The sequence below is a fragment of the Luteibacter mycovicinus genome (genome assembly GCF_000745235.1).
GTDB classification, from domain to species: domain Bacteria; phylum Pseudomonadota; class Gammaproteobacteria; order Xanthomonadales; family Rhodanobacteraceae; genus Luteibacter; species Luteibacter mycovicinus.
Map to the genome: position 1 here is coordinate 1,248,716 of NZ_JQNL01000001.1, position 23,711 is coordinate 1,272,426.

General features: G+C 65.9%; 20 protein-coding genes and 1 riboswitch. Of the genes, 13 read left to right on the plus strand and 7 right to left on the minus strand.

What is annotated here, in order from left to right; genetic code table 11:
* Positions 1-67: 67 nt before the first annotated feature.
* The 4 genes from FA85_RS05675 to FA85_RS05690 are packed head-to-tail and all read left to right on the plus strand — an operon-like array spanning position 68 to position 3,170.
* Complete coding sequence (locus tag FA85_RS05675; protein ID WP_036110954.1) at positions 68-694, plus strand: YceI family protein; 627 nt, start codon at positions 68-70, stop codon at positions 692-694.
* Positions 678-1,262, plus strand: a complete 585-nt coding sequence (locus FA85_RS05680; protein WP_036110952.1) for a cytochrome b — start codon at positions 678-680, stop codon at positions 1,260-1,262. The genes FA85_RS05675 and FA85_RS05680 overlap by 17 nt, the downstream gene beginning before the upstream one ends.
* A gap of 5 nt (positions 1,263-1,267) precedes the next feature.
* Positions 1,268-1,819, plus strand: coding sequence for a YceI family protein (locus FA85_RS05685; RefSeq protein WP_036117184.1), 552 nt, complete (start codon positions 1,268-1,270; stop codon positions 1,817-1,819).
* A gap of 7 nt (positions 1,820-1,826) precedes the next feature.
* Positions 1,827-3,170, plus strand: coding sequence for a DUF697 domain-containing protein (locus tag FA85_RS05690; protein ID WP_036110949.1), 1,344 nt, complete (start codon positions 1,827-1,829; stop codon positions 3,168-3,170).
* 20 nt (positions 3,171-3,190) lie between these two features.
* On the opposite strand, the gene FA85_RS05695 is transcribed toward FA85_RS05690, so the two are convergent.
* Positions 3,191-3,415 (minus strand): glutaredoxin family protein, encoded by a 225-nt coding sequence (locus FA85_RS05695; RefSeq protein ID WP_036110948.1) that lies wholly within the window; start codon positions 3,413-3,415, stop codon positions 3,191-3,193.
* 73 nt (positions 3,416-3,488) lie between these two features.
* Here FA85_RS05695 and FA85_RS05700 point away from each other — a divergent pair, with 73 nt between their 5' ends.
* Positions 3,489-4,871, plus strand: a complete 1,383-nt coding sequence (locus FA85_RS05700) for an L-serine ammonia-lyase (RefSeq protein ID WP_036110946.1) — start codon at positions 3,489-3,491, stop codon at positions 4,869-4,871.
* A 64-nt stretch (positions 4,872-4,935) separates the two neighbouring features.
* On the opposite strand, the gene FA85_RS05705 is transcribed toward FA85_RS05700, so the two are convergent.
* The gene (locus FA85_RS05705) at positions 4,936-5,316 is read right to left on the minus strand and encodes a hypothetical protein (protein ID WP_036110945.1); all 381 of its coding nucleotides are present in this window, start codon (positions 5,314-5,316) and stop codon (positions 4,936-4,938) included.
* Between the two features lie 160 nt (positions 5,317-5,476).
* Between FA85_RS05705 and FA85_RS05710 the strand changes: the two genes are divergently transcribed.
* The gene (locus tag FA85_RS05710) at positions 5,477-7,147 is read left to right on the plus strand and encodes an APC family permease (protein WP_036110943.1); all 1,671 of its coding nucleotides are present in this window, start codon (positions 5,477-5,479) and stop codon (positions 7,145-7,147) included.
* Positions 7,148-7,216: 69 nt separating this feature from the next.
* On the opposite strand, the gene FA85_RS05715 is transcribed toward FA85_RS05710, so the two are convergent.
* From FA85_RS05715 to metX, 3 genes are read right to left on the minus strand one after another with little or no spacing between them, the layout of a single operon-like run.
* Positions 7,217-8,284, minus strand: coding sequence for a homoserine dehydrogenase family protein (locus FA85_RS05715; protein ID WP_036110940.1), 1,068 nt, complete (start codon positions 8,282-8,284; stop codon positions 7,217-7,219).
* A complete protein-coding gene (metB, locus tag FA85_RS05720; RefSeq protein ID WP_036110939.1) occupies positions 8,281-9,480 on the minus strand; it encodes a cystathionine gamma-synthase in 1,200 nt (399 codons plus the stop codon). The genes FA85_RS05715 and metB overlap by 4 nt, the downstream gene beginning before the upstream one ends.
* A gap of 3 nt (positions 9,481-9,483) precedes the next feature.
* Positions 9,484-10,524, minus strand: a complete 1,041-nt coding sequence (gene metX, locus FA85_RS05725; RefSeq protein WP_051943355.1) for a homoserine O-succinyltransferase MetX — start codon at positions 10,522-10,524, stop codon at positions 9,484-9,486.
* Between the two features lie 92 nt (positions 10,525-10,616).
* Positions 10,617-10,732: riboswitch (SAM riboswitch) on the minus strand.
* Between the two features lie 363 nt (positions 10,733-11,095).
* Here metX and FA85_RS05730 point away from each other — a divergent pair.
* A complete protein-coding gene (locus tag FA85_RS05730) occupies positions 11,096-12,697 on the plus strand; it encodes a peptide chain release factor 3 (protein WP_036110937.1) in 1,602 nt (533 codons plus the stop codon).
* 88 nt (positions 12,698-12,785) lie between these two features.
* Here the strand turns inward: FA85_RS05730 and FA85_RS05735 are convergent, their stop codons facing one another.
* The gene (locus FA85_RS05735) at positions 12,786-14,444 is read right to left on the minus strand and encodes an FAD-dependent oxidoreductase (protein ID WP_036110936.1); all 1,659 of its coding nucleotides are present in this window, start codon (positions 14,442-14,444) and stop codon (positions 12,786-12,788) included.
* Positions 14,445-14,574: 130 nt separating this feature from the next.
* Here FA85_RS05735 and FA85_RS05740 point away from each other — a divergent pair, with 130 nt between their 5' ends.
* From FA85_RS05740 to FA85_RS05760, 5 genes are all read left to right on the plus strand, one after another.
* A complete protein-coding gene (locus tag FA85_RS05740) occupies positions 14,575-15,483 on the plus strand; it encodes a CPBP family intramembrane glutamic endopeptidase (RefSeq protein WP_036110934.1) in 909 nt (302 codons plus the stop codon).
* A 104-nt stretch (positions 15,484-15,587) separates the two neighbouring features.
* Complete coding sequence (locus tag FA85_RS05745) at positions 15,588-19,241, plus strand: response regulator (RefSeq protein WP_036110931.1); 3,654 nt, start codon at positions 15,588-15,590, stop codon at positions 19,239-19,241.
* Position 19,242: 1 nt separating this feature from the next.
* Entirely contained in the window at positions 19,243-20,082 is an 840-nt protein-coding gene (locus FA85_RS05750; RefSeq protein WP_036110930.1) for a CheR family methyltransferase, read from the plus strand.
* On the plus strand, positions 20,079-20,648 hold the full coding sequence (locus FA85_RS05755) for a chemotaxis protein CheB (protein ID WP_036110928.1): 570 nt from the start codon (positions 20,079-20,081) through the stop codon (positions 20,646-20,648). The genes FA85_RS05750 and FA85_RS05755 overlap by 4 nt, the downstream gene beginning before the upstream one ends.
* Positions 20,645-21,634, plus strand: a complete 990-nt coding sequence (locus tag FA85_RS05760) for a diguanylate cyclase domain-containing protein (RefSeq protein WP_176167894.1) — start codon at positions 20,645-20,647, stop codon at positions 21,632-21,634. Before FA85_RS05755 ends, FA85_RS05760 begins: the two co-directional genes overlap by 4 nt.
* Before the next feature lie 62 nt (positions 21,635-21,696).
* On the opposite strand, the gene FA85_RS05765 is transcribed toward FA85_RS05760, so the two are convergent.
* Positions 21,697-22,578, minus strand: coding sequence for a LysR substrate-binding domain-containing protein (locus FA85_RS05765; RefSeq protein ID WP_036110926.1), 882 nt, complete (start codon positions 22,576-22,578; stop codon positions 21,697-21,699).
* 88 nt (positions 22,579-22,666) lie between these two features.
* Between FA85_RS05765 and FA85_RS05770 the strand changes: the two genes are divergently transcribed.
* Positions 22,667-23,680 carry a YeiH family protein gene (locus FA85_RS05770; protein ID WP_036110924.1) on the plus strand — a complete coding sequence of 338 codons (1,014 nt, stop codon included), beginning with the start codon at positions 22,667-22,669 and terminating at the stop codon, positions 23,678-23,680.
* The last annotated feature ends 31 nt before the right edge of the window (positions 23,681-23,711 follow it).

Below are 23,711 nucleotides of genomic sequence, written 5' to 3' on the forward strand. Positions count from 1 at the left end.
ACGCCCGCTCGGCCACACTGCCTCGTATCGGCCGCGGCGCGGCCCTCGTCCGGAACCGGCTCCCCTCATGCGAAACGCCCGCTTCCTGCCAGCTGTCCTCTTCGCGATCGCGCCCCTGTATGCGCATGGCGCGACCACGGCTTACCGGATCGATCCGGTGCACAGCCAGGTCGTGTTCAACGTCGAGCACAACGGCTTCTCGCGATCCTTTGGCCGACTGAAAGTCACCGAGGGCACCGTGCGCTTCGATCCGGACGACTGGTCGAAGTCCTCGGTCGACGCGACCATCGATCTCGCCTCCGTCGACATGGGCGACGCCGAGTGGAACAAGGCGGTACGTGGTGCGTCACTGCTCGACAGCGACCGCGCGAAAACCGCGCATTACGTCAGTGACTCGGTCGAAAAGAAAACCGACGACGATGGCATCGTCCACGGCAAGCTCACCCTGCGTGGCAAGACGCTGCCCCTCGATCTTCCGTTCCGGGTGAACCGTATCGGCAAGACCATTTACGGCTTGCACACCGTGGCCGGCTTCTCGTCCACCGTGACGCTCGATCGCGCGGCGTACGGAATGACTTCGAACAAGAATTCCATCGGCAATGACGTCAGTGTATGGCTCGAGATCGAAGCCATCCGTGGCGGCGACGCCCAGACCCGCTCCGACAAGGAAACCCCCGATGCCCCTGCGCAGTGACACCTCCCGTTGGAGCACCGTCGCCAAGACCTTTCACTGGGTCATGGCGCTGCTGATCCTCGGCAACGGCGCGTTCGCTTTCTGGATGGACGGCCTGAAGCCGTCGCTGCAGAAGATCAATATGTTCGCCCTGCACAAGTCGATCGGACTCACCGTGCTGGCGTTGTTCCTGCTCCGCCTGATGTGGCGCGCGGTGGACCGTCGCCCACCCGATGAGCCGGCACCGCACTGGCAGCAGATCGCCGCGCATGCGGTACATGGCTTGCTCTACCTGCTCATCGTCGCCATCCCGCTGTCGGGCTGGGCGTTCAATTCGGCGCACGGTTTTCCGTTGCAGTATTTCAAGCAGTTCAACCTGCCGGCGCTGGTGGAAAAGAATCCCGGACTGTCCGACACGCTCGGCACCGTCCACGTCTGGTTGTTCTGGTTCCTGCTGGCCGTGCTCGTCGCCCATGTCGGCGGAGCGCTCAAGCACCATCTCATCGACCGCGACGACACACTCCGCCGCATGCTGCCGTTCGGCCGTGCAAAGCGGAACACCTCTACCCCTCCCGGAGATACGCCATGAACCCGATGATCCGCCGCCTGTCCGCCCTCACCGTCGCGCTGGCCCTGCCGTTCGCCGCGTCTGCCGCGGATTACAAGGTCGGCCCCGGCAGCACGCTCGGTTTCAGCGGCAAGTTCCAGGGCCAGCAGTTCGACGGCACGTTCGGCAAGTTCGATGCGGCGATCAGCTACGACGCCGCGAATCTCGCCGCGTCGAAATTCGACGTGACCGTCGATGCCGCCACGGCGAAGACAGGCGACAGCGACCGCGACAACGCGCTGCCGGGGTCCGATTTCCTGGACGTCAAGAAGTTCGCCACGGCGCACTACGTCACGACCGGCTTCAGCAAGGACGCCAAGGGCAACGTCATCGCCAACGGCAACCTGACGCTGCACGGCGTGACGAAGCCGGTCGCACTGAAGGTCGTGTTCTCGCCCAACGCCGGCGGCGCACGTCTTTCGGTCACCGGTACCCTGAAGCGCCTGGACTTCGGCGTGGGCAGCGGCGATTACAAGGACACCTCGACCATCGCCGACGAGGTACTGGTCAACGGTTCGCTCAACCTGCTGCCGAAGTAAGGCGACGGTGGGCGGCTTCCGCGACCGCTTGCGCGGTCTCTCCGACCGCTTCCGTCGCGGCGTGCCTCGCGCTGCCGCGACGGACGAGCGCGGCGGCGCCGTCGCGGCCAGTCTGCGCGGACTGCTCGACGATCCGTCGATCCCATCAGGCGTGCGCGATGCGATGGCGGCGGACTTCCGCCGCATCGAAAGCATGCTGGATCGTCTGGAACGCGACGAACTGCATGTCGCCGTGTTCGGCCGCGTTTCCGCGGGAAAGTCGGCGCTGGGCAACGCACTGCTTGGCCGCGAGGCGTTCACCGTCGGCGTGCTGCACGGTACGACGACGGAAGCCGACGCGGCCCGCCTCGACGAAGCCGCCAATGCGGGACTCGTTCTCATCGACACGCCCGGCATCAACGAGCTGGGCGGCGAGGCGCGCGAGAAACTCGCCTTTGAAGTCGCCGAGGTCAGCGACCTCATCGTCTTCGTTGCCGACGGCGACCTCACCCGGGACGAACGGGATGCCTTGCGCACGCTCGCGACCACCCGTCGTCCGCTGCTGGTCGCACTGAACAAGGTCGATCGCTACAGCGACGACGAGCGCGACGGCCTGCTGGAGAGACTGCGCCAGCACACCGCGACACTGGTCCGGCGCGAGGACGTGATCGCCGTGGCGGCCCAGCCGTCCTCCCGGTCGGTCGTCGAACTCGACGCCAGCGGCCACGAGCGACTGTCGTCCGAGCCGCGCCCGCCCGATGTCACGGCGTTGAAATCACGCTTGTTGGCCATCGCCGAACGGGAAGGCAAGACGCTCTCGGCGATCAACGCCGGGCTGTTCGCCGGGCGGCTCACCGACCAGATCAGCGAGCGCGTCGCCGCGACGCGTCGTGAGGTCGCGTCCGGAGTCATCCGCCAGTATTGCGTCGCCAAGGCGGTGGCCGTGGCCCTGAATCCGGTACCGGTGGCCGACCTGCTGCTGGCGGGCGGCCTGGACGCCGCCATGGTCGTGCAGCTCGGCCGGGTCTACGGCCTGCCGCTGACCCGGAGCGAATCCGGAAAACTCGTCGCGACCATTTCGGTGCAGCTGGCCGCACTGATGGGGGCCGTCTGGGGCATGCAGCTGGTCGCCTCGGCACTCAAGGGCCTCAGCGGCGGCGTGTCCGTCGTGGTCACCGCCGCGGCGCAGGGCGCGCTCGGCTGGTACGCGACGGTACTGATCGGCCGGGCGGCTGAGCATTACCTCATCACGGGGAAATCATGGGGTGAGCACGGGGCGAAGCGCGCCGTCGCGGATATCGTGGCCGGACTCGACCGCGATTCCATCCTGCGCGAGGCGCGCGAGGAAATTCTCAGGCGCCTGCACCGGTAGGAGCCAGCCCCGCTGGCGATTCAACCCGCGAAAGCCCTGACTCGCGCCACATCGAACGGCCAGTCCAGCTCCATCCCGTCGCCCCGGCGCAATACGGGCACACGCGTCCCATACCTGCTCTCCAGCGCCTCATCCTCATCGATCCACACCGACGAAAAATCCGGTAACCGCGCCTGCGCCAACACCTCCAGCGCCTGATCGCAGAGGTGGCAGTCATCTCGCTGGAACAAGGTGAAGTCGGACATGCGCAGGTGTATGGGGCCAGGGGCGTCGCGGCGTAGAATAACCGGCTATCCCCGTAGCCAACCTTCCCCAGCCATGGCAGTCAGCGTTTTCGACCTTTTCAAGATCGGCATCGGCCCGTCCTCCTCGCACACGGTGGGCCCCATGCGCGCCGGTGCGCGTTTCGCCGAACACTGGCTGGAGGAGAAGGGTGTACTGGAGCGCGTAGCGCGCGTGCGTTGCGAGCTGTTCGGCTCGCTGGCCATGACCGGACGCGGCCACGGCACCGATAAGGCGGTGTTGCTCGGGTTCGAGGGCGAGTGGCCCGATCGCGTCGATCCGGACACCATCCCGGCGACCCTCGAGCGCATCCGCGGAACCCGGCGCATCCGGATCCTCGGCCGCCACGAGATCCCCTTCGACGAAAAGGTCGATCTGGTCTTCAACAAGCGCCAGAAACTGCCGTTCCACACCAACGGCATGCGCTTCTCGGCCTACGATGCGGACGGCAACGAACTGGCCACACGCGACTACTACTCGGTCGGTGGCGGTTTCGTGGTCAATCCGGACGAAGCCGCGGAAGACCGCATCGTCGCCGACACCAGTGAGCAACCCTTCGCCTACTCCACCGGCGACCAGCTGCTCTCGCTGTGCAAGGAACACAACCTCACGATCGCCCAGCTGGTCATGCACAACGAGGGCATCTGGCGTCCCGAGGCGGAGACCCGCGCGGGTCTGCTGACCATCTGGAAGGCCATGCAGGACTGCGTCTCCCGCGGCCTGCGTTCGCCCGGCGTGCTTCCGGGCGGTCTGAAGGTCAATCGCCGCGCCCCCGCCATGGCCGCCGAGCTCCGCGCGCAGCCGGAAGCCGCGCTGCGCGATCCGCTCACCATCCTCGACTGGGTCAACCTGTACGCACTCGCGGTGAACGAAGAAAACGCGGCCGGCGGCAGCGTGGTGACGGCGCCGACGAATGGCGCCGCGGGCATCGTCCCGGCGGTGCTGCATTACTACCGCCACTTCTGCCCCAACGCATCGGAAGACGGCGTCATCCAGTTCCTGCTCACCGCAGGCGCCATCGGCATCCTCTATAAGGAAAACGCGTCGATTTCCGGCGCCGAAGTGGGCTGCCAGGGCGAAGTGGGCGTGGCCTGTTCCATGGCGGCCGGCGGTCTGACGGCCGCGCTGGGCGGTAGCGTGACCCAGGTCGAGAATGCCGCGGAGATCGGCATGGAGCACAACCTGGGCCTGACCTGCGACCCGATCGGTGGCCTCGTCCAGATTCCCTGCATCGAGCGCAACGCCATGGGCGCGGTGAAGGCGATCAACGCCAGCCGTATGGCGCTCAAGAGCGACGGCAAGCATCACGTTTCGCTGGACAAGGTGATCGCGACCATGCGCGACACGGGACGCGACATGAAGGACAAATACAAGGAAACATCGCGCGGCGGTCTGGCCGTCAACGTCATCGAATGCTGATCGGCCCCCGTAGGAGCGCGCCCCGCGCGCGAAAAGCCAACAAAGCGATAATGCGGAAAGGCCCCTAGCGAACCGGACAATCCCGCGGCAGCCGGTCGACCGTTTCGACTCTCACCGGCTCGTCTTCGCCCCACCAGTTGGCGACGGCGGTGTAGCAAATTCTCAATTTTCCGCGGCGCGTATCGAAGCGCTGTTTGCTCGTGTACGCAAAGCACGACACCGACGCCAGATGACCCAGTTCGCGCATGGTCATGGCGCAGCGCCGCACGGACTCCACCGGGTCTTCACCGGGGTACAGCGTGAAGTAAAAACCCTTGGCGGTGCGGTCGTAGGACTCGGAATCGATCAGCCGGCCTTTGTCGGTCCACGCCTCATCGGCTGCGGCAATGCCACATACCGTCAAGGCAAAGAACAACATGCCGCTGGCGACCACCTTCGAACGCATCCGAACCCCTTTAGCCCTACCGCGTCGGCCAGTGTATATCGATGCGGCGCCCCGTGTACGTAGGGGAACGATGGCTGACAGTTGCGGCCCGGGCTGTCATTATCCGGCCCTTGTGCCGCCCCGGGGTGGATTCTCGCCGCCCCGTCCGACCGGAGTCTGTATGTCACATCACCATATCCGCCGCGATGTCGGCGCCTTCGCCCTGATGCTCACCGGCCTGGGCTCGATCATCGGCTCGGGCTGGCTCTTCGGCGCCTGGCACGCCGCCCAGCTCGCCGGCCCTGGCGCCGTCTACGCCTGGATCATCGGCGCCGTCATCATTCTCTTCATCGCCCTGACCTACGCGGAACTGGGTGCGATGTTCCCCGAATCCGGCGGTATGGTTCGCTACGGCCACTACTCGCACGGCTCGCTGGTCGGCTTCATCGCCGGCTGGGCCAACTGGATCGCCATCGTCTCGGTCATTCCGGTCGAAGCCGAAGCCTCGGTCCAGTACATGGCGTCATGGCCCTGGGAATGGGCGCAGTGGACCAAGGGCCTGTATGTGGTCACCGCCGGTCACGGTGAGCTGACACCGCCGGGCCTGGCGATCGCCGCGGTGCTGGTGATGGTCTACTTCTTCCTCAACTTCTGGAGCGTGAAGCTGTTCGCCAAGAGCAACACGGCGATCACGGTATTCAAGCTCGTCGTTCCGGCCGCGACCGGTATCGCGCTAATCGCCACGAGCTACAACCCCGGCAACTTCGACATCGGCGCGCATGGCGGCACTCACGCGATCGACATCTCCTCGATCCTGACCGCCGTGGCCATCTCCGGCATCGTCTTCAGCTTCAACGGTTTCCAGAGCCCCGTGAATCTGGCGGGTGAAGCGCGCAATCCCGGCCGCAGTGTGCCGTTCGCGGTGATCGGCTCGATCCTCCTGGCCACCGTGGTCTACGTGCTGTTGCAGGTCGCCTTCATCGGCGCGGTACCGCCCGATCAGCTCGGCAAGGGCTGGGCGGGTCTGGAATACGCTTCGCCGTTCGCCCAGCTCGCCACGGCGCTGATGATCAACTGGATGGCGATCCTGCTGTACGCCGATGCGTTCGTCAGCCCCAGCGGCACCGGCGCCACGTACACCGCCACCACCGCACGCATGATCTACGCGATGGAGCGCAACGGTCAGCTGCCGAAGATCTTCGGCCATATCAACCCGCGCTTCGGTATCCCGCGCCCGGCGATGTGGCTCAACCTCGTCGTGAGCTTCATCTTCCTGTTCTTCTTCCGCGGCTGGGGCACCCTGGCCGCGGTGATCTCGGTGTCGACGATCATTTCGTACCTCACCGGTCCGGTCAGCGTCATGACCCTGCGCCGCACCGCGCCGGAACTGAAGCGTCCGCTGCGCATCGCCGGCCTGCCCATCCTCGCCGCGCTGGCCTTCATCTTCGCGACCGAGCTGCTGTACTGGGCCAAGTGGCCGCTCACCGGCGAGATCATCCTGCTGATGGTCGTGGCCCTGCCGATCTACTTCTACTACACCGCCAAATCGGGCTGGGAAGATTTCAGCCGCCACCTCAGGGGTGCCTGGTGGCTCATCGTCTACCTGCCGGTCCTGGCGCTGGTGTCCTGGGCGGGCAGCAAGACCTTCGGCGGCCGCGACTTCATTCCCTACGGCTACGACCTGGCCGTGGTCGCCGTCATCGGTGTGATCTTCTACTTCTGGGGCGTCGCCTCCGGCTGGCGCACCCCGATGGTCGAAGCCGCGCGCTTCCACCATGACGAGGACTCCGGCGGCGGCCCCGTCCTTCCGCCCAGCGCGGATGAGGCCGAAGCAGTCACCGGTCGCCGGTAACGAAAAAACGCCCCTCGGGGCGTTTTTTTTGATCCCGACTACCGGGCGGAGAAAAACGATCCGACGGGATTAAAGTGCCAGCACATCGCCCAGCAGCGCCTGCGCCGTGATTTCGGGGCCGGCGCCCGGACCCTGGATCACCAGAGGCGTCGCGTGATAGCGCGTTGTCGTCAGCGCGAACTGGTTGTCGGTGCCGGACAGGCGGGACGCGGGATGCTCCGGGCCCACTTCCACGAGGCCTACGCGCGCCCGGCCGCGCTGGTTGAGGCGTGCCAGGTAGCGCAGCACCTTGCCGTTGGCCTTCGCCTGCTCGTGCCGGATGCGCAGCGGTTCATCGAGCTCGCCGAGCCGCTCGAGGAACGTGGCGGTATCGAGATCGCGGAGCGCCTCGGGCACGAGGCTCTCAACCTCCACTTCTTCCGTACCCAATGCGAATCCCGCGTTGCGCGCGATGATCAGCAGCTTGCGCGCGACATCCTCGCCCGAAAGGTCCGAGCGGGGGTCGGGCTCGGTAAAGCCCAGCCGCCGCGCGTCCGACAACAACGCCGAAAAAGGGCGGCTGCCGTCATACTGGTTGAACAGCCAGGACAGCGAACCGGAAAACACGCCTTCCAGTGTCAGCAGGCTGTCGCCGCAGTTGCGCAGGCGCCTTAGCGTGGACAGCACCGGAAGACCGGCGCCCACCGTCGCGGCGTCGCCATAAACGCTGCCGTTCGCGGTTGCGCCCTGAAGCGCGCGCCAACCGGACAGATGGCCCCCGGCCAGCGCCTTGTTGGCGGTGACGACGTGGTAACCCGCCGCCAGCCACTCGGCGTGGCGGCTGGCCTCGATCGAACACGCCGTCGCGTCGATGACCACCTTGCGTTCGGCGCCCGTGGCGTCGAGCGCGGCCAGAAGTGGCGCGTTTTCGCGACCATCCCTGCCCTTGGCGAGAAACGCCGCGACATCGGCAGGGACCAGGCCGTCAGCATGCGTGTGCTGACGCTTCGAGTTCGCGGCGCCAACGAGGCGCAGGGAACGCGCCGCCGGTGTCGCGAGCAGGGTCAGCAAGGCACGCCCCACCACGCCGGTGCCGAGCAGGACGACCGCCGTGCGCGGCGCCGTGTCCACGAGGGGAGCGGCGACCACGGCGCTCACGCGCCGACCTTGCGTTTCGAGGTGACCGACGCCACCGCCGCCGCGCGCGCCAGCGCGGCTTCGAGATCCGCCAGCAGGTCGTCACCATCTTCGATGCCGACCGAGAGACGCAGCAGGCTGTCGGAAATACCGGCGACCTTGCGCGCTTCCGGCGCCATCGACGCGTGCGTCATGGAGGCGGGATGAGCGACCAGGCTCTCGACGCCACCCAGCGACTCCGCCAGCGAGAAATAGCGCAGGCCATCGACGAAGGCTTCGATCGCGTCGGTACCGCCGGCGATCTCGAAGCTGAGCATCGCGCCGAAACCTTTCTGCTGGCGCTGCGCCAGCGCGTGGCCGGGGTGCGACGCGAGACCGGGATAGAACACACGCGACACGGCGTCGTGTGCGTCGAGGCGGTCGGCGATACGGCGAGCATTTTCTTCGTGGGCACGAAGGCGTACGGCCAGCGTCCGCACACCACGCAGCGTGAGGAAGCTGTCGAACGGCGACCCCGTGAGCCCGTTGCAGTTACCCCACCACTTCAGCTGCTCGGCGACCGCCTGGTCCGCGGCGATCACCGCACCGCCGACCACGTCGCTATGTCCGTTGATGTACTTGGTGGTCGAGTGAACGACGATGTCGGCGCCGAGTGTCAACGGCTGCTGCAGGGCGGGCGACAGGAAGGTGTTATCGACGACGACGAGTGCGCCGACGGCATGCGCGGCCTGCGCGACGTGACGCACGTCGGTGATACGCAGCAGCGGGTTGGACGGCGTTTCCACCCAGACCAGTGCCGGCTTCTCCGCGAGGCCATCCGCAAGCGCGGTCGGATCGGTGAAGTCGACGAAACGCACACGGAAGCGCCCCTTCTTCGCCCAGGCATCGAGCAGGCGCCACGTGCCGCCATAGCAATCGTGCGCGGCAAGCACGAGGGCACCGGAGGGTACGAGCTCCAGCGCCAGCGCCACGGCGGACATCCCACTGCCGGTGACGACCGCGCCCGCGCCCTCTTCCAGCTCCGTCAGCGCTTCGCCGAGCAGGTCGCGGGTGGGATTGCCGCTGCGTGAGTAGTCATAGGCGCGCTTGCGGCCGAAGCCCTCGAACGCATAGTTGGTCGACAGGTGCAGCGGCGGCACGACGGCGCCGTGCTGAGTGTCGGATTCGATGCCGGCGCGGACTGCGCGGGTACACAGACGGGATTCGTGGGTGGTCATGATTCAGCGGTCTCCGCGACAGTCGTTGAGTGCGTGACGCAGCACGGGAGCGAGCTGCACGGTTTCTTTGAGGAAGGCGTCGTGGCCGTACGGCGAGTCCACGACTTCGAGGGTGGCGGTGCCGCCGAGACGGCGCTGCAGTTCGCACAGGTCCGACAGCGGAACGAGGCGATCGGAAGGGAAGCCGACCAGCGTCGTCGGTGCGGAAACCCGTTCCGGCGAGATGTCATGCAGGTCGATGGACTCGGAAAGGGCGAGAAAACGCGACGGGTCGAAACGTTCGACGAAGCGACGGCCGGCATGCTCCAGGTAATCCTCCACGGGGAAGTGGAAGCGGCCGTCGCGCAGTTCAGGGCCGGCGGCGAAACGGCGCGAGAATTCCTCGCTGCCGCGGTACGTTGTCATCGCCAGCTGACGGGCCAGGGCGAGCGCTTCATCCACCCGGCCGGACTCGATGCCGAGGCGGACGATGCCGCGCTGCACGGAGCGCTGCGCCGTGGACAGCGGGTGCGGACGGTGCGCCCCGGCGAGCAGTACCAGCGAACGCAGCTTGTCCGGATGGGCGGCCGCGAAGGCCAGGCCGGTCATCGCGCCGTATGAGGAGCCCACGAAGGCCTGAACGCGACCGATGCCCAGTTCGTCCACCAGCGCGGCCAGCGCGGATGCCTGATCCTCGCTGGAAACCGAAGCCACGTCGTCGCCCAGGTCGCCCGGGACCAGCCAGTCGATCGACAGCACGCGGCATTCGGCGAGGTCGATCGCGGCGCCCTGCCCCACCAGCTCCTGCCACCAGCCAGTCGCTCGGTCGCGTCCGGCGCAGACGTCACGATCGGCGGAGATGCCGCCCTGCACGATCACCGTCGGCGCATGAGGCGCGCCGCACCACAGGTAACGGACGTCCACATTGACGGTTTCGCTGCCGTACTTCGGGACGAAGGAGATGCGGCGCACGCCACGCTGCTCGGTGAGGTCGGCCGCGCAACGCGGCGCGGCAACGCAGGCCGTTTCGGGGAGGGAGATCACGGTGAGGGGCTCGGCTGACATATCCAGATTCCTGCGTTCGGGATCGAGCCCTGCGGGAACACCGGTATGCGGATTGCCGGCCACGGGTACGCGAATGCGTGCCCGCAACGGACATCCCATCTATCGGCTGACGTGCGGAAGCACGACCCGCAGGAGTTGGCACCGTCGCGGAAATCCGCAGGTTGCCCCGGCTTCAAAGGGCCTGTCCCTCAGCCGGTCTCGATGAGTGAAACCGACGATACGCCTCGATCCAAAACGTGTCAACAGCCGTTTAGACGTCCAGATGTCCAGATGTCCGAACGTGTGAGATGCGCGAATCATCGTGGAAACCGTTGGCACAGGCGGGCTGCGGGCTTCGGACTGCAAGCGCATGACGGATGGCGACGGCAACGGGACCGGTCCGAGGCCGTGGGATCGTGCACACGCGGAAGAGCGTCGCCGGCAGGGCCGGACCCCATCGGACCCGGGTCGATGGCCTTGCTCTGGCGTCCGGCCGGGCCGGGTCACCGGTGGGGAGAGGTGTCGGGCCGCCTCAGCCAAGCCTCCTAACCCCTGCTAGAATAGGGGGTTAGCCTTCACAGCGACCCTGCCCATGTCCTCACACCTCACCGAAACCCGCCGGCGGCGCAGTTTTGCCATCGTCAGCCACCCCGACGCGGGCAAAACGACCCTGACCGAGAAGATCCTGCTGTTCGGCGGCGCGATCCAGATGGCCGGCTCGGTGAAAAGCCGCAAGGCCGCCCGCCACGCGACGTCCGACTGGATGGCGCTGGAAAAGGAGCGCGGCATTTCGGTGACCTCGTCGGTCATGCAGTTCCCCTATGACGACGCCATCGTCAACCTGCTGGACACCCCCGGCCACGCGGACTTCTCCGAGGACACCTACCGCGTGCTCACGGCGGTCGACTCGGCGCTGATGGTGATCGACTGCGCCAAGGGCGTCGAGGAGCGCACGATCAAGCTCATGGAAGTCTGTCGCCTGCGCGACACGCCGATCATGACCTTCATCAACAAGCTCGACCGTGAAGGCCGCTCGCCGATCGAACTGCTCGACGAAGTCGAGTCCGTACTCGGGATCGCCTGCGCACCGGTGACCTGGCCGATCGGCATGGGTTCCCGTCTGAAGGGCGTTTACCACGTGGTGCTCGACGAAGTGCACGTGTTCGAGCCGGGCAAGAACTTCACCCGCCAGGACTCGACGATCTTCAAGGGCCTGGACGATCCCGCACTCGCCACGATGATCGGACAGGCCGCGCTCGACGAACTGCGCGAAGAGCTCGAACTGGTTCTCGGCGCATCGAATCCCTTCGACATCGACGCCTACCTCGCCGGTAAACAGACACCGGTGTTCTTCGGTTCGGCGGTCAACAACTTCGGCGTGCAACTGCTGCTCGACTTCTTCGTCGAGCACGCACCCTCGCCGCGCAGCCGCGAGACGCTGACGCGTGAAGTCAAGCCAGAAGAAGAGAAGCTCACCGGCTTCGTTTTCAAGATTCAGGCGAACATGGACCCGGCACATCGTGACCGCGTCGCTTTCATGCGTGTCTGCTCGGGCACCTACACCGCTGGCATGAAAATGCAGCAGACGCGTACCGGCAAGGAGGTGCGCATCGCCAATGCGCTCACCTTCATGGCGTCCGATCGCGAAATCGTGGAGCGGGCGTACCCGGGCGATGTCATCGGCCTGCATAACCATGGCACGATCACCATCGGCGATACCTTCACCGAAGGGGAGCCACTGTCGTTCACCGGCATCCCGAACTTCGCGCCGGAGCTCTTCCGTCGTGCGCGTCTGCGTGACCCGATGAAGATGAAAGCGCTGCAGAAGGGTCTCGCGCAGCTGTCGGAAGAAGGCGCGACGCAGTTCTTCCGCCCGCTGATGTCGAACGACCTGATTCTCGGCGCGGTCGGCGTGCTGCAGTTCGATGTGGTCGCCTATCGTCTGAAGGACGAGTACAACGTCGACTCGAGTTTCGAGCAGGTCGGTGTGGCGACGGCGCGCTGGATCCATTGCGACGACGCGAAAAAGCTCGAGGAATTCCGCGAGAAGAACGCGGGGAATCTGGCGATCGATGCGGCGGGCGAGCTGGTTTACCTCGCCCCGACGCGAGTCAATCTGCAGCTGGCACAGGAGCGCTGGCCGGGAGTCCGGTTCTCGGCGACGCGCGAGCATGCGGCGTCGGTCGACGTCTGAGGCTCAATAAAGCTTAGGCTCAATAAAAAAGTCCGGCCTGGCCGGACTTTTTTTATGGCGCGAAAAGGAGGCGTGCGTTCATTGGGCCTCAGACCGGCGACGGATGCAGATACCGGTGAATCGCCTGCACCACGACCGACCCCTCCCCCACCCCGGAAGCCACACGCTTGATCGATCCCGACCGCACATCGCCCACCGCGAACACGCCGCGCAGGGTCGTAGCGAACGGCGAAGGTGTCGCGTAACCATCGGCATCGCGGCCGGTAAGCACGAAACCCTTTCGGTCCAGATCCAGGCAGCCGTCCAGCCAGGCCGTATTCGGCTCCGCGCCGATCATCACGAAGAGCGCACCGATCTTCTTGCGCGTCTGTGTGCCGTCGTTGCAGATCCAGCCCACCTCACGCAGATAGGCATCGCCGTCGAGGTGATCCACCTTGCAGTGCGTATGCAGCGTAATGCGCGGCGACTGGTCGATACGCTGCACCAGGTAATCCGACATGGTCGCGGCGAGCCCGCTGCCGCGCACGAGGATATGTACTTGCGCCACGGTGCGCGCGAGGAAAACCGCCGCCTGACCCGCGCTGTTGCCGCCGCCGACGATCACCACTTCCTCGCCGGCACAGAGCGTCGCTTCCATCGCCGTCGCGGCGTAATGAATGCCCTGGCCCTCGAAGCGCTCGTAGTCGACGTGATCGAGCTTGCGATAGCGCGCACCCGTCGCGATGACCACGGACTTCGCCGTGACGACGGTGCCGTTGTCGAGCTTGAGACGGAACGGGTGCGCCGAGCAGTCCAGGCCCTGCACTTCACGCGCGATGGCCATGTGCGCACCGAACTTCATGGCCTGTACCTGGGCGCGGCCGGCCAGGGCCTGCCCCGAAATACCGGTGGGAAAGCCGAGGTAGTTTTCGATCTTCGAGCTGGTGCCGGCCTGACCACCCGGCGCCAGCGATTCCAGCACCAGCGTGTCCAGTCCCTCCGACGCGGCGTACACGGCCGCGGCGAGTCCCGCGGGCCCGGCGCCGATGACCGCGACGTCGTGCACGTGATCGGTATCGAGCAGGATGGAGATGCCCAGTTCGTCGGCCAGCTGGGAAGTCGTCGGGCACTTGAGTACCGTTCGATCAGGCAGGATGACGACCGGACACTCCTCCGGATCGAGGCCGAACCCGTCGATCAGGTGGCGCGCGTCTTCATCGATATCCGTGTCCAGCAAGCGGTACGGGTAGCCATTGCGAATCAGGAAGCTGCGCAGGCGCACCGTGTCCGCCGCGTGGGCGGAGCCTGCCAGGATCACGCCGCCCTGCCCGCTCTGAATGAGACCCACGCGGCGCAGGATGAAGGCACGCATGATGATTTCGCCGATATCCGGCTCACCGGACACCAGCTTACGGAACTGCAGGGGATTGAGCCGGACAAGACGCGTATCGACGGCCGTCCGGCCATTGACCATCACCTGGCGCTCGCTGAAGAGGTCGACCTCACCGGTGAACTGGTTCGGACCGTGGACGACGAAGATGTTGGGCGCGCCGTTCTCGTGGAAGTCGTAGACCTCGATACTGCCCTCCAGCACGAAGAAATAATCCACGCGCCGCTGCCCACGCTCGAACAGCAGCGTGCCGGCCGGGACCGTCTCTTCCACTCCGTACCTCACCAGCCGCGCCGCCATCTCTTCGCTAAGGTGGGGGAAGGTCTGCTCACGACGGTTCATCGGGCTCGACGGATCGTTTTCTGACGGTATGGCCATGCAGCGGATTCCAGGGGTTTGGGCCGTATGCCCTCGTGGGAAGATAGCCGATGTGGCACGGGACGATCTTGTATCGGAGCACCATCATGCCTGCGTAGACTCTGCCCGCAAGCCCATCAGGATACTGTTCATGTCCGCGCCGCCCACTGTCGTTACCCGTCCCTCGCTGCCTGTGCGCCTCTTGCGCTCACCGGTCGGTCGCATTCTGGTTTTCGCCGTGACGCTCAGCGCACTGGGCTTCATCGCCGGCCGCATCTACAACGGCATCGGTCTGCCCCGGGGCAGCCTGCCATTCGATCAGGTCACACCCCTGATCGAGGCCTTCCGGCTGCTGCCCATCGTGATCGCCTACTGGCTGCTGGTGCGGACGATCGAGCGACGGCGGATCGACGAGCTCGCGCCACGCAAGGCTGTCCCGCATCTGGCCCTCGGCCTGATCGGCGGCGCGGCGCTGTTTTCGCTGGTCGTGGGAACCCTCTACGCCCTGGGCGTCTTCGTCGTCGACGGCGTGAACCACGACGTGGCCTGGCTCGGTCCCATCCTGGTCACGGGAGTCGGTGCCGGCGTGGGAGAGGAAATCATCAGCCGCGGCGTGCTCTTCCGCATCGTCGAAGAAGGCCTGGGGACCTGGGCTTCGCTGATCATCTCCGCGGCCTTCTTCGGCGGCGTGCACATCTGGAACCCCGGCGCGACCGCCTGGAGCGCCATCGCCATTGCGCTGGAAGCCGGGCTCCTGTTCGGGCTGCTCTACAACGTGACCCGCTCCCTCTGGCTCTGCATGGGCGTCCACGCCGCGTGGAACATGGCCCAGGGGCCGTTCTACGGCATTCCGGTGTCGGGCTTCGAACAGCACGGCCTGCTGGCCTCCCATATGCAGGGGCCCGAATGGCTCACCGGCGGCGCGTTCGGCGCCGAGGCCTCTGTCGCGGCGCTTTGCATCTGCTCGATGGCGACGGCCGTATGTCTTGCCGTGGCGATCCGCCGCGGCACACTGGTCCCACCGCCGTGGCGTCGCGTCCCGCAGGCTCCAGTCGTGTGACGTATCGCCGATAATCAGTATGACGCCATGGAAGCCCGGCCCGGTTTGGGTGTAGTACCTGAACGGGCCAGACGCGGCACCCTTGTCCCACTACCGGTCTTCGCATGTCCTCTCACGAAAAGAAGCGCAACTGGCTGGCCGACCAGCCCCTTCAGCGCAAGATCGTCTTCGCCATCGGCGCCCTTCTGGCCCTTTTCGTGGCGGCCTGTGTCGCCAACCTGGTGTCGCTCTACCGGGAGAACGACACGCGGGCCTGGTCGACGCATACCTACGTCGTCCTGCTGACCCTGGCCAATACGAGCGACGACGCGCAGGCCCGGCAGGTGGCGGCGCGTGGTTACCTGCTCAACCAGGCGGAAACCGAGTGGGCCGACTTCGACCGGGCCGACCGCAAGATAACCCAGGACATCGCCCAGATCCGCCAGCTGACGGTCGACAATCCGCTGCAGCAGGCGCGCCTGGACCGTGCCCAGGAAATGCTCGACCGGTGGAAGACCGAAGTCACCAAAGCCGGACTGGAGCCGATGCGCGCCATCGGCAACGCGGCCACCCCCGAGGCGTCGTTCGCCCGGGACCGCGTTCGTCACGACTACCTCGACCATCGCACGGTGCTGATGACCGACATTCGCAAGCTGATCGACGAGATGTCAGCCAGCGAGCGGGTTTTGCTGGAGGAGCGGACCAGGGCCCTGGACCACGTACTCGCGGCAACCCAGTACATCGATGTCATCTCGCTGGTGGTGTGCCTTCTGTTCGGCATCGCCGTGATCCTCATGACCTCCCAGCTGATCACCCGGCCCATCGTGCGGATGACCGAGCTGATGACGCGACTGGCCGGTCATGACCACACCATCGAGGTTCGGCAGCTGAGCCGCCGCGACGAGATCGGCGAGATCGCCCGCGCGCTCCAGGTGTTCAAGGAGATGGCGATCGAAACGGCGGGACAGAACTGGCTGAAGTCGACCGTCACCGCGGTATCGAACCGCCTGCAGGGCGCGACGACCTACCGCGAGTTCGCCGACACGCTGCTCTCCGAGCTGGTTCCCACCCTCAAGGCGGGCGTCGGGGTGTTCTACGTGTTGCGGGAAGAAACCTCGACGCTGGAGATGCTGGGCAGCTACGGCTTCCGCCAGCGACGCCACGTCACCACGTCCTATGCTCTTGGCGAGGGCCTTGTCGGCCAGGCCGCCATCGAGCGCCGGCCCATCGTGCTGCAGGACGTGCCGGACGATTACACGCGCATCCACTCAGGCACCGGCGAAGCGTCGCCGCGCAGCGTGATCCTGGTGCCCGTGCTCTCACGCGACACGTTGCTCGGCGTCCTCGAGATCGCCAGCTTCGATCACCTGTCGTCGGTCCAGGAACGCCTGCTCGACGAACTGATGCCGATCGTCGCCCTGTCGCTGGAAAATCTCTCGCGAGCGCTGCGCACGAGCACGCTCCTCGAGCAGACGCAGAGCCAGGCCGACGAACTGCGCGCCTCGGAAGAAGCGCTGCGCTCGCAGCAGGAGGACCTGCGTTCGACCAACGAAGAACTCAAGAACCGGACGAACGAGCTGCAGGAGCAGTCGCAGCGGCTGGTCGCCTCCGAGGAAGAACTGCGCGTGCAGACGGAAGAACTGCATGCGTCGAACGAGGAACTGCGAGAGAAGAGCCTCACCCTCAACCAGCAGAAGGACTCGCTGCAGGCCCTGCAGAACGAAACCCAGGAAAAGGCCGAAGAGCTCGCGCGCGCCAGCCAGTACAAGTCCGAGTTCCTGGCGAACATGTCGCACGAGCTGCGTACGCCGCTGAACAGCCTGCTGATCCTCTCGCGCAGTCTTGCCGACAACGACGAAGAAAACCTCACCGGCGAGCAGGTCGAGTCGGCCCGGATCATCCACGACGCGGGCTCCAACCTGCTCCGGCTGATCAACGACATCCTCGACCTGTCCAAGGTCGAGGCCGGCAAGATGGAACTGATGGTCGATACGTTCCCGCTGGCCGATCTCTCACGCACGCTCAGCCGGACGTTCAACCATGTCGCGCAGGAAAAGAAGCTCGGCTTCGAGGTGACCGTCGCCCCCGGGCTTCCCGTGTCCATCCGCACCGATGGCGCCAAGCTCGAACAGGTCGCCAACAACCTGCTCAGCAACGCGTTCAAGTTCACCTCCAGCGGCACCGTGGCCCTGCGCATCTCTCGGCCCGCCGCCGGGGCGGCGCTGCCGGACGGTCTCGATCCGGCCCACACCATCGCCATCGCCGTGATCGACTCGGGCATCGGCATCCCGGCCGACAAGTTCCAGCGTGTGTTCCACGCTTTCGAGCAGGTCGACGCCAGCACCAGCCGCCAGTACGGCGGCACCGGCCTGGGCCTCGCCATCTCCCGGCGCATCGCGATGCTCCTGGGCGGCGACATCACCCTCGTAAGCGAACCCGGCAAGGGCAGTACCTTCACCATTTTCCTGCCGGAGACGGCGCCCGAGAGCGATTCGATCGCGGAGCCGATCCCGCTCCAGCAGGCGGCTGCCGAGGCGACGCTCCCGCTGTCGCCCGGCCTGCTCGTGGACAGCATCGATGACGATCGCGGCTCGCTCAATCCGGGCGATACGATCATTCTCGTCGTCGAGGACGACCCGGCCTTCGCGCGCATTCTGGCGGACATGATTCATCGCAAGGGCCACCGTGTGCTGGCGGCCGCGGATGGCGAGACCGGCCTGGCCCTGGCCAATCGTTACCGCCCCACCGGCATCCTGCTCGACGTGATGCTGCCGGGCATGGACGGCTGGACGGTGATCGAGCGCCTCAAGGGCGATGCCGCCACGCGGCACATCCCCGTGCACTTCATCTCGGCCACGGACGATTCCACCCGCGGCCTCGAGCTGGGTGCGGTCGGCTTCCTGACCAAGCCGGTCAGCCGCGAGTCCATCTCGGACGCTTTCGAGCGCCTGCTGCATTTCGCCGAAGGGCGCACGCGCCACCTGCTGGTCGTGGACGACGATGCCAGCGCGCGCGCCGCCGTGCGCACGCTGCTGAAGGACGATTCGGTCGTCATCGACGAAGCTTCCTCCGGCGAGGAAGCGCTCGCCATGACCGGCGATACGCCGTACGACTGCATCGTGCTCGATCTCGGCCTGCCCGGCATGTCGGGCATCGAGTTCCTCGAACGGCTCGCGCGCGGTGGTCATACGCCGCCGGTGGTGGTCTATTCGGGTCGCGACCTCAGTCGCGAGGAAAGCATGAAGATCCGCCAGTACACCGACAGCATCGTGGTCAAGGGCGCCCGCTCGCCCGACCGCCTGCTCGACGAGGTGAGCCTGTTCCTGCACTCGATCCGTCATGGCGGCGGCGCGCGCGACGAAGCGATCACCCCTGCCGGCGGCATGGACGAGGCGGACCTCCGCGGCCGTCGACTGCTGCTGGTGGACGACGACATGCGCAATCTGTTCGCCCTGTCCAAGGTGCTCCGGGCGAAGGGCGTCGACGTCGTGATGGCACAGGATGGCCAGAAAGCACTCGACACCCTGGACAAGGACGCGGACATCGAACTCGTGCTGATGGACATCATGATGCCGGTGATGGACGGCTACGAGACCATGCGCGCGATCCGCGCGAAGCCGGCGGTCGCGAAGGTGCCGATCATCGCGTTGACCGCGAAGGCCATGCGCGGCGATCGTGAAAAGTGCCTGGAGGCGGGTGCCAACGATTACCTGTCCAAGCCGATCGACGTGGACCGCCTGCTCTCCCTGATTCGCGTGTGGCTGCCGCAGCGCGGCTGATATGGATATCGAAGACATCGAAATCCAGTTGTTCGTGCGCGCGATGCAGCTGCGCCACGGGCACGATTTCAGTGAATACGCGCCCGCCTCGCTCAAGCGGCGGGTGCAGCAGCTCGTGCGCACGCACGATGCGGGCAGCGTCAGCGAGCTTACCCGGCGCTTGCTGCACGAACCGGGCTTCGTCGCCAGGATCATCGAAGGTCTGTCGGTTCCGGTGTCGGAAATGTTCCGGGACCCCGCGGTCTTTCGCGTCCTGCGCGACAAGGTCTTCCCGGTACTGGCCTCCTATCCCGAGATCAACATCTGGCAGGCCGGCTGCGCGCATGGACAGGAGGTCTATTCGCTGGCCATCCTGCTCGAGGAAGCCGGACTCTACGAGCGCTCGCGCATCTACGCCACGGATTTCAACGACGCGGCGCTGGCCGTCGCGAGTGAAGGCATCTACGCGACCCGCGAAGCGCGGGACTGGTCCCGTAACTATCTGGAAGGCGGCGGGCAGCGCTCGCTCAGCGACTACTACAGCGCGCGCTACGACTTCATCAAGCTGGACACCCGCCTGCGCCGCAACGTCACCTTCTTCAATCACAACCTGGTGACGGACGAGGTGTTCTGCGAGGCGCATCTGATCCTTTGTCGCAACGTCCTGATCTACTTCACCAACACCTTGCAGGACCGCACGCTGGGCTTGTTCCGCGACAGTCTCGTGCGCGGCGGTTTTCTTTGCCTCGGCACCCGGGAGAACATCGATTTCTCGCCCGCGGCGGCGGGCTTTTCGGACGTCGACAACGCGCTGCGCGTTTACCAGGTGGGCGGTTCCGGTGCGAGGCCGCTGACGCGATGAGCACGCATCAGGCGATCGTGATGGGTTGCAGCGCCGGTGGCCTGTCGGCGCTGCAACGCGTCCTCCCCGGACTCGACAGACGGCTCGCCGTGCCTGTCGTCATCTGCTGCCATACCGGCTCGGCCGACGTATCGCTCCTGGTCGAATTGCTGGCGCGCGTCAGCCCGCTGCCGGTCGTCGAAGCCCAGGAGCGCGCACCCGTCGATCCGGGCGTGATCCACGTCGCTCCCGCCGGCTACCACCTGCTGATCGAACCGAACCTGCACTTCTCCCTGAGCATCGACGCCAAGGTCGCCTATGCACGGCCGTCGATCGACGTACTTTTCGAAACCGCCGCCGATGCCTGGCACGATGCCCTCGTCGCCGTGCTGATGACCGGCGCCAACTCGGACGGCGCCAACGGCCTCGTCGCCGTACGCCACGCCGGTGGCTATGCCGTGATTCAGGATCCCCAGACCGCCGAAGCGAAGGTGATGCCATTGACTGGCCTCGAACGCGCGGGAGCGGACGCCTGCCTGCCCCTCGACGCCATCGCCGCGCGACTTAACGAACTATGCCTGACATGAATCCGATCCGACCCAAGATCCTCGTCGTCGACGACACGCCCGCCAACCTCGTCGCCATGCGCCGCTTGCTGGCCCGTGCCGATGCCGACATTTTCGAAGCATCAAGCGGCAACGAGGCGCTTGCGCTGTGTCTCGATCACCAGTTCGCACTGGTGCTGCTCGACGTCAACATGCCCGAGATGGACGGCTTCGAGGTGGCGGAATTCATCTCGGAAAACGACCACCTGAACGAGACGCCGATTATCTTCGTGACCGCCGCCTACGCCGATGACGTCAACCGCATCAAGGGTTATACGGCCGGCGCGGTCGATTACATCGCCAAGCCGATCAACGACGTCATCCTGCAGTCGAAGGTGAAGATCTTCCTCGAGCTGTATCGCGCCCGCGCTTTGCTACAGAGCGCGCTCGACGAACTGTCGACGCGAAACGAGCAGCTGACCAACGAGGTGGCCGAACGCACGCGGATGGAGCAGCTGGTTCGGCATCAGGCGACGCATGATGCGCTTACCGGGCTGCCGAACCGGTTGTTGTTCCGCGAACGCCTCGAAGGCGCCATCACGCTCGGCAACGGAGGCGGCGCGACCTTCGCGCTGGCCTATATCGACATCGATGGATTCAAGGGCGTCAATGACGCCAGCGGACACGCCGCCGGCGACGAGCTGCTCAAGGCGATCGCGCTGCGCATCGACGCCCGCACGCGTGGTACGGATACGGTGGCCCGCCTGGGCGGCGACGAGTTCGCCGTGCTGCTGCACGATACGGCGGACGCCGCGGGTGCGCTGACGCGCTGCCAGGCACTCTGCGATGCCGTGGCTGAACCCTATACGCTGACGATCGGGGATATTCGCGTACCCGCCCGCGTTGGCGCCAGCATCGGTGTGACGATGTTCCATCACGGCATGGCGTACGACGAGATCGTGGCGATTGCCGATGGGGCGATGTATGAGGCGAAGCGCAGCGGCAAGAACCGCTGCGTTCTGGCCTGACCGTATCGCCGGCAGGCTGGCTCCCGCTCTCATAGCGGGAGCAAACCTCGCCGGCGATGCTTTTATCGGCCCAGCCCGGCCAGAAACGCTTCCAGCACCGCCCCGCGATACCGCTGCCGGTGCGACAACACCGACAACACCCGCCTGAGATCCAGGAAAGGGGTTGGCAGAACCACCAGCCGCCCCGTCGCCCTCGCGTCCCCGATCGCCACCTCCGGGAGACACGCGATACCCAGCCCGGCGATCACCGCCTGCTTGATCGACTCGGACTGATCGAGTTCCAGCACGGTTCTTCCTTCGGGCAACTCGGCCAACGCCCGCTCGCTCAGCGCCCGCGTCGCCGAGCCTCGCTCGCGCAGCACCCAGCGTTCGCCGGCGAAATCCTCGCGGCGCAATCGCTTCTTTCCGGCCAGTACGTGATCCGGCCGTGCGCAGACCACCAGCCGGTCGTCGCGCCACGGGCGCGATTCGATCGACGGGTGCGTCACCGGCCCCTCGACGCAACCAATATCGAAGTCATGGTCGAGCACGCCCTGGGCGATCCGCGCCGTATTGGCGACACCCAGGCGCAAGGAAACGCCCGGATGCGCGGACGCGAACGTCCCCAGCAGATCGCCCACCAGGTAATTGCCGACGGTATTGCTGGCGCCGACACGAATTTCCCCGGCAAGCTCGGCCCGTTCACCGGCGGCCCTGCGACCGAACTCGGCATGCCGCTCGATCAGTTCCTGCGCCAGCGGCAGCAGCTCGCGCCCCCGGTCGTTGATCCGCAACCGCCCCCGCTCGCGAGCGAACAGTTCGGCACCGAGCTGCCGCTCCAGTTCGGCGAGGGCCATGCTCGCGGCCGGCTGACTGAGGAACAGTCGTTCGCTCGCCGCGCGGACACTTCCCGTGGTGGCGATGGCGACGAAAATCTCTAGCTGACGAGGGCTGACGGCATGCATAAGTTCGACTTATACGCCCGATAAGGGATTTTCAATATGCTTATACGTGGTCGATCAGGACAATAGGGACGTTGCCAGGAACCCCGCCATGTCCTCCGTCGTCGCTTCGCCCATCGCCCCCTCACGTCTTCCCGGTTTCCTGCTCGCCGTCGCGGTGGCGGCCGTGGCCTTCGCGCTCGGACGCGCCGTACCGCTCATCGGCGGCGCCGTCTTCGGCATCGTGCTCGGCATCCTGGTCCGCCATTTTGCGCCGCCGGCGGCGCGCTTCCAGCCGGGCATCCGCTTCGCCTCGAAGCAGGTACTGCAGTGGTCGATCATCGCGCTGGGCTTCGGCCTGAGCCTGACCCAGGTCGCCCATACAGGCATGGAATCGCTCTCGGTCACGTTGGCTACCGTCGCCGTGGCAGGCCTCTCGGCGTGGCTGCTCGGTCGGATGCTGCATGTCCATGACAAGCTTCAGGTACTGATCGGCATCGGCACCGCGATCTGCGGCGGCTCCGCCATTGCCGCCGTAGTGCCGATCATCAAGCCGGACGAACACGATACCGCCTTCGCCATCTCGACGATCTTCCTGTTCAATCTGGTCGCCGTGCTGCTCTTCCCCCTTCTGGGCCATCTGCTGGGCCTGACGGATCTGGGCTTCGGCCTCTGGGCAGGCACCGCGATCAACGACACCTCGTCGGTCGTCGCCGCCGGCTACAGCTTCAGTCATGCGGCTGGTGACTACGCCACCATCGTCAAGCTAACGCGCGCTACCCTGATCATTCCCATCAGTCTCGGCATCGCCCTCATCGTGGCGTGGCGTCAGAAACGCTCGGGCGCCAGCGACTTCAGTCTCGCGAAGATCTTTCCCTGGTTCATTCTCTGGTTTCTGGTCGCCTCGGGTATCCGCACCGCGGGTCTCGTTCCCGAGGTCGCCCTGCCGGTGATCCACTTCATCGCGGAATGCCTGATCGTGGTCGCCCTCACCGCCATCGGCCTGTCGGCCGACCTGCGTCGCATGGCATCCACCGGCCCCCGCCCGATCCTTCTCGGACTCGGCGTCTGGGCCGCCGTGGCGCTCACCAGCCTGCTCGTGCAGCACATGATCGGCCGTTGGTGAAAACACATAGCCAATCGCGCAAGGTCGGTAG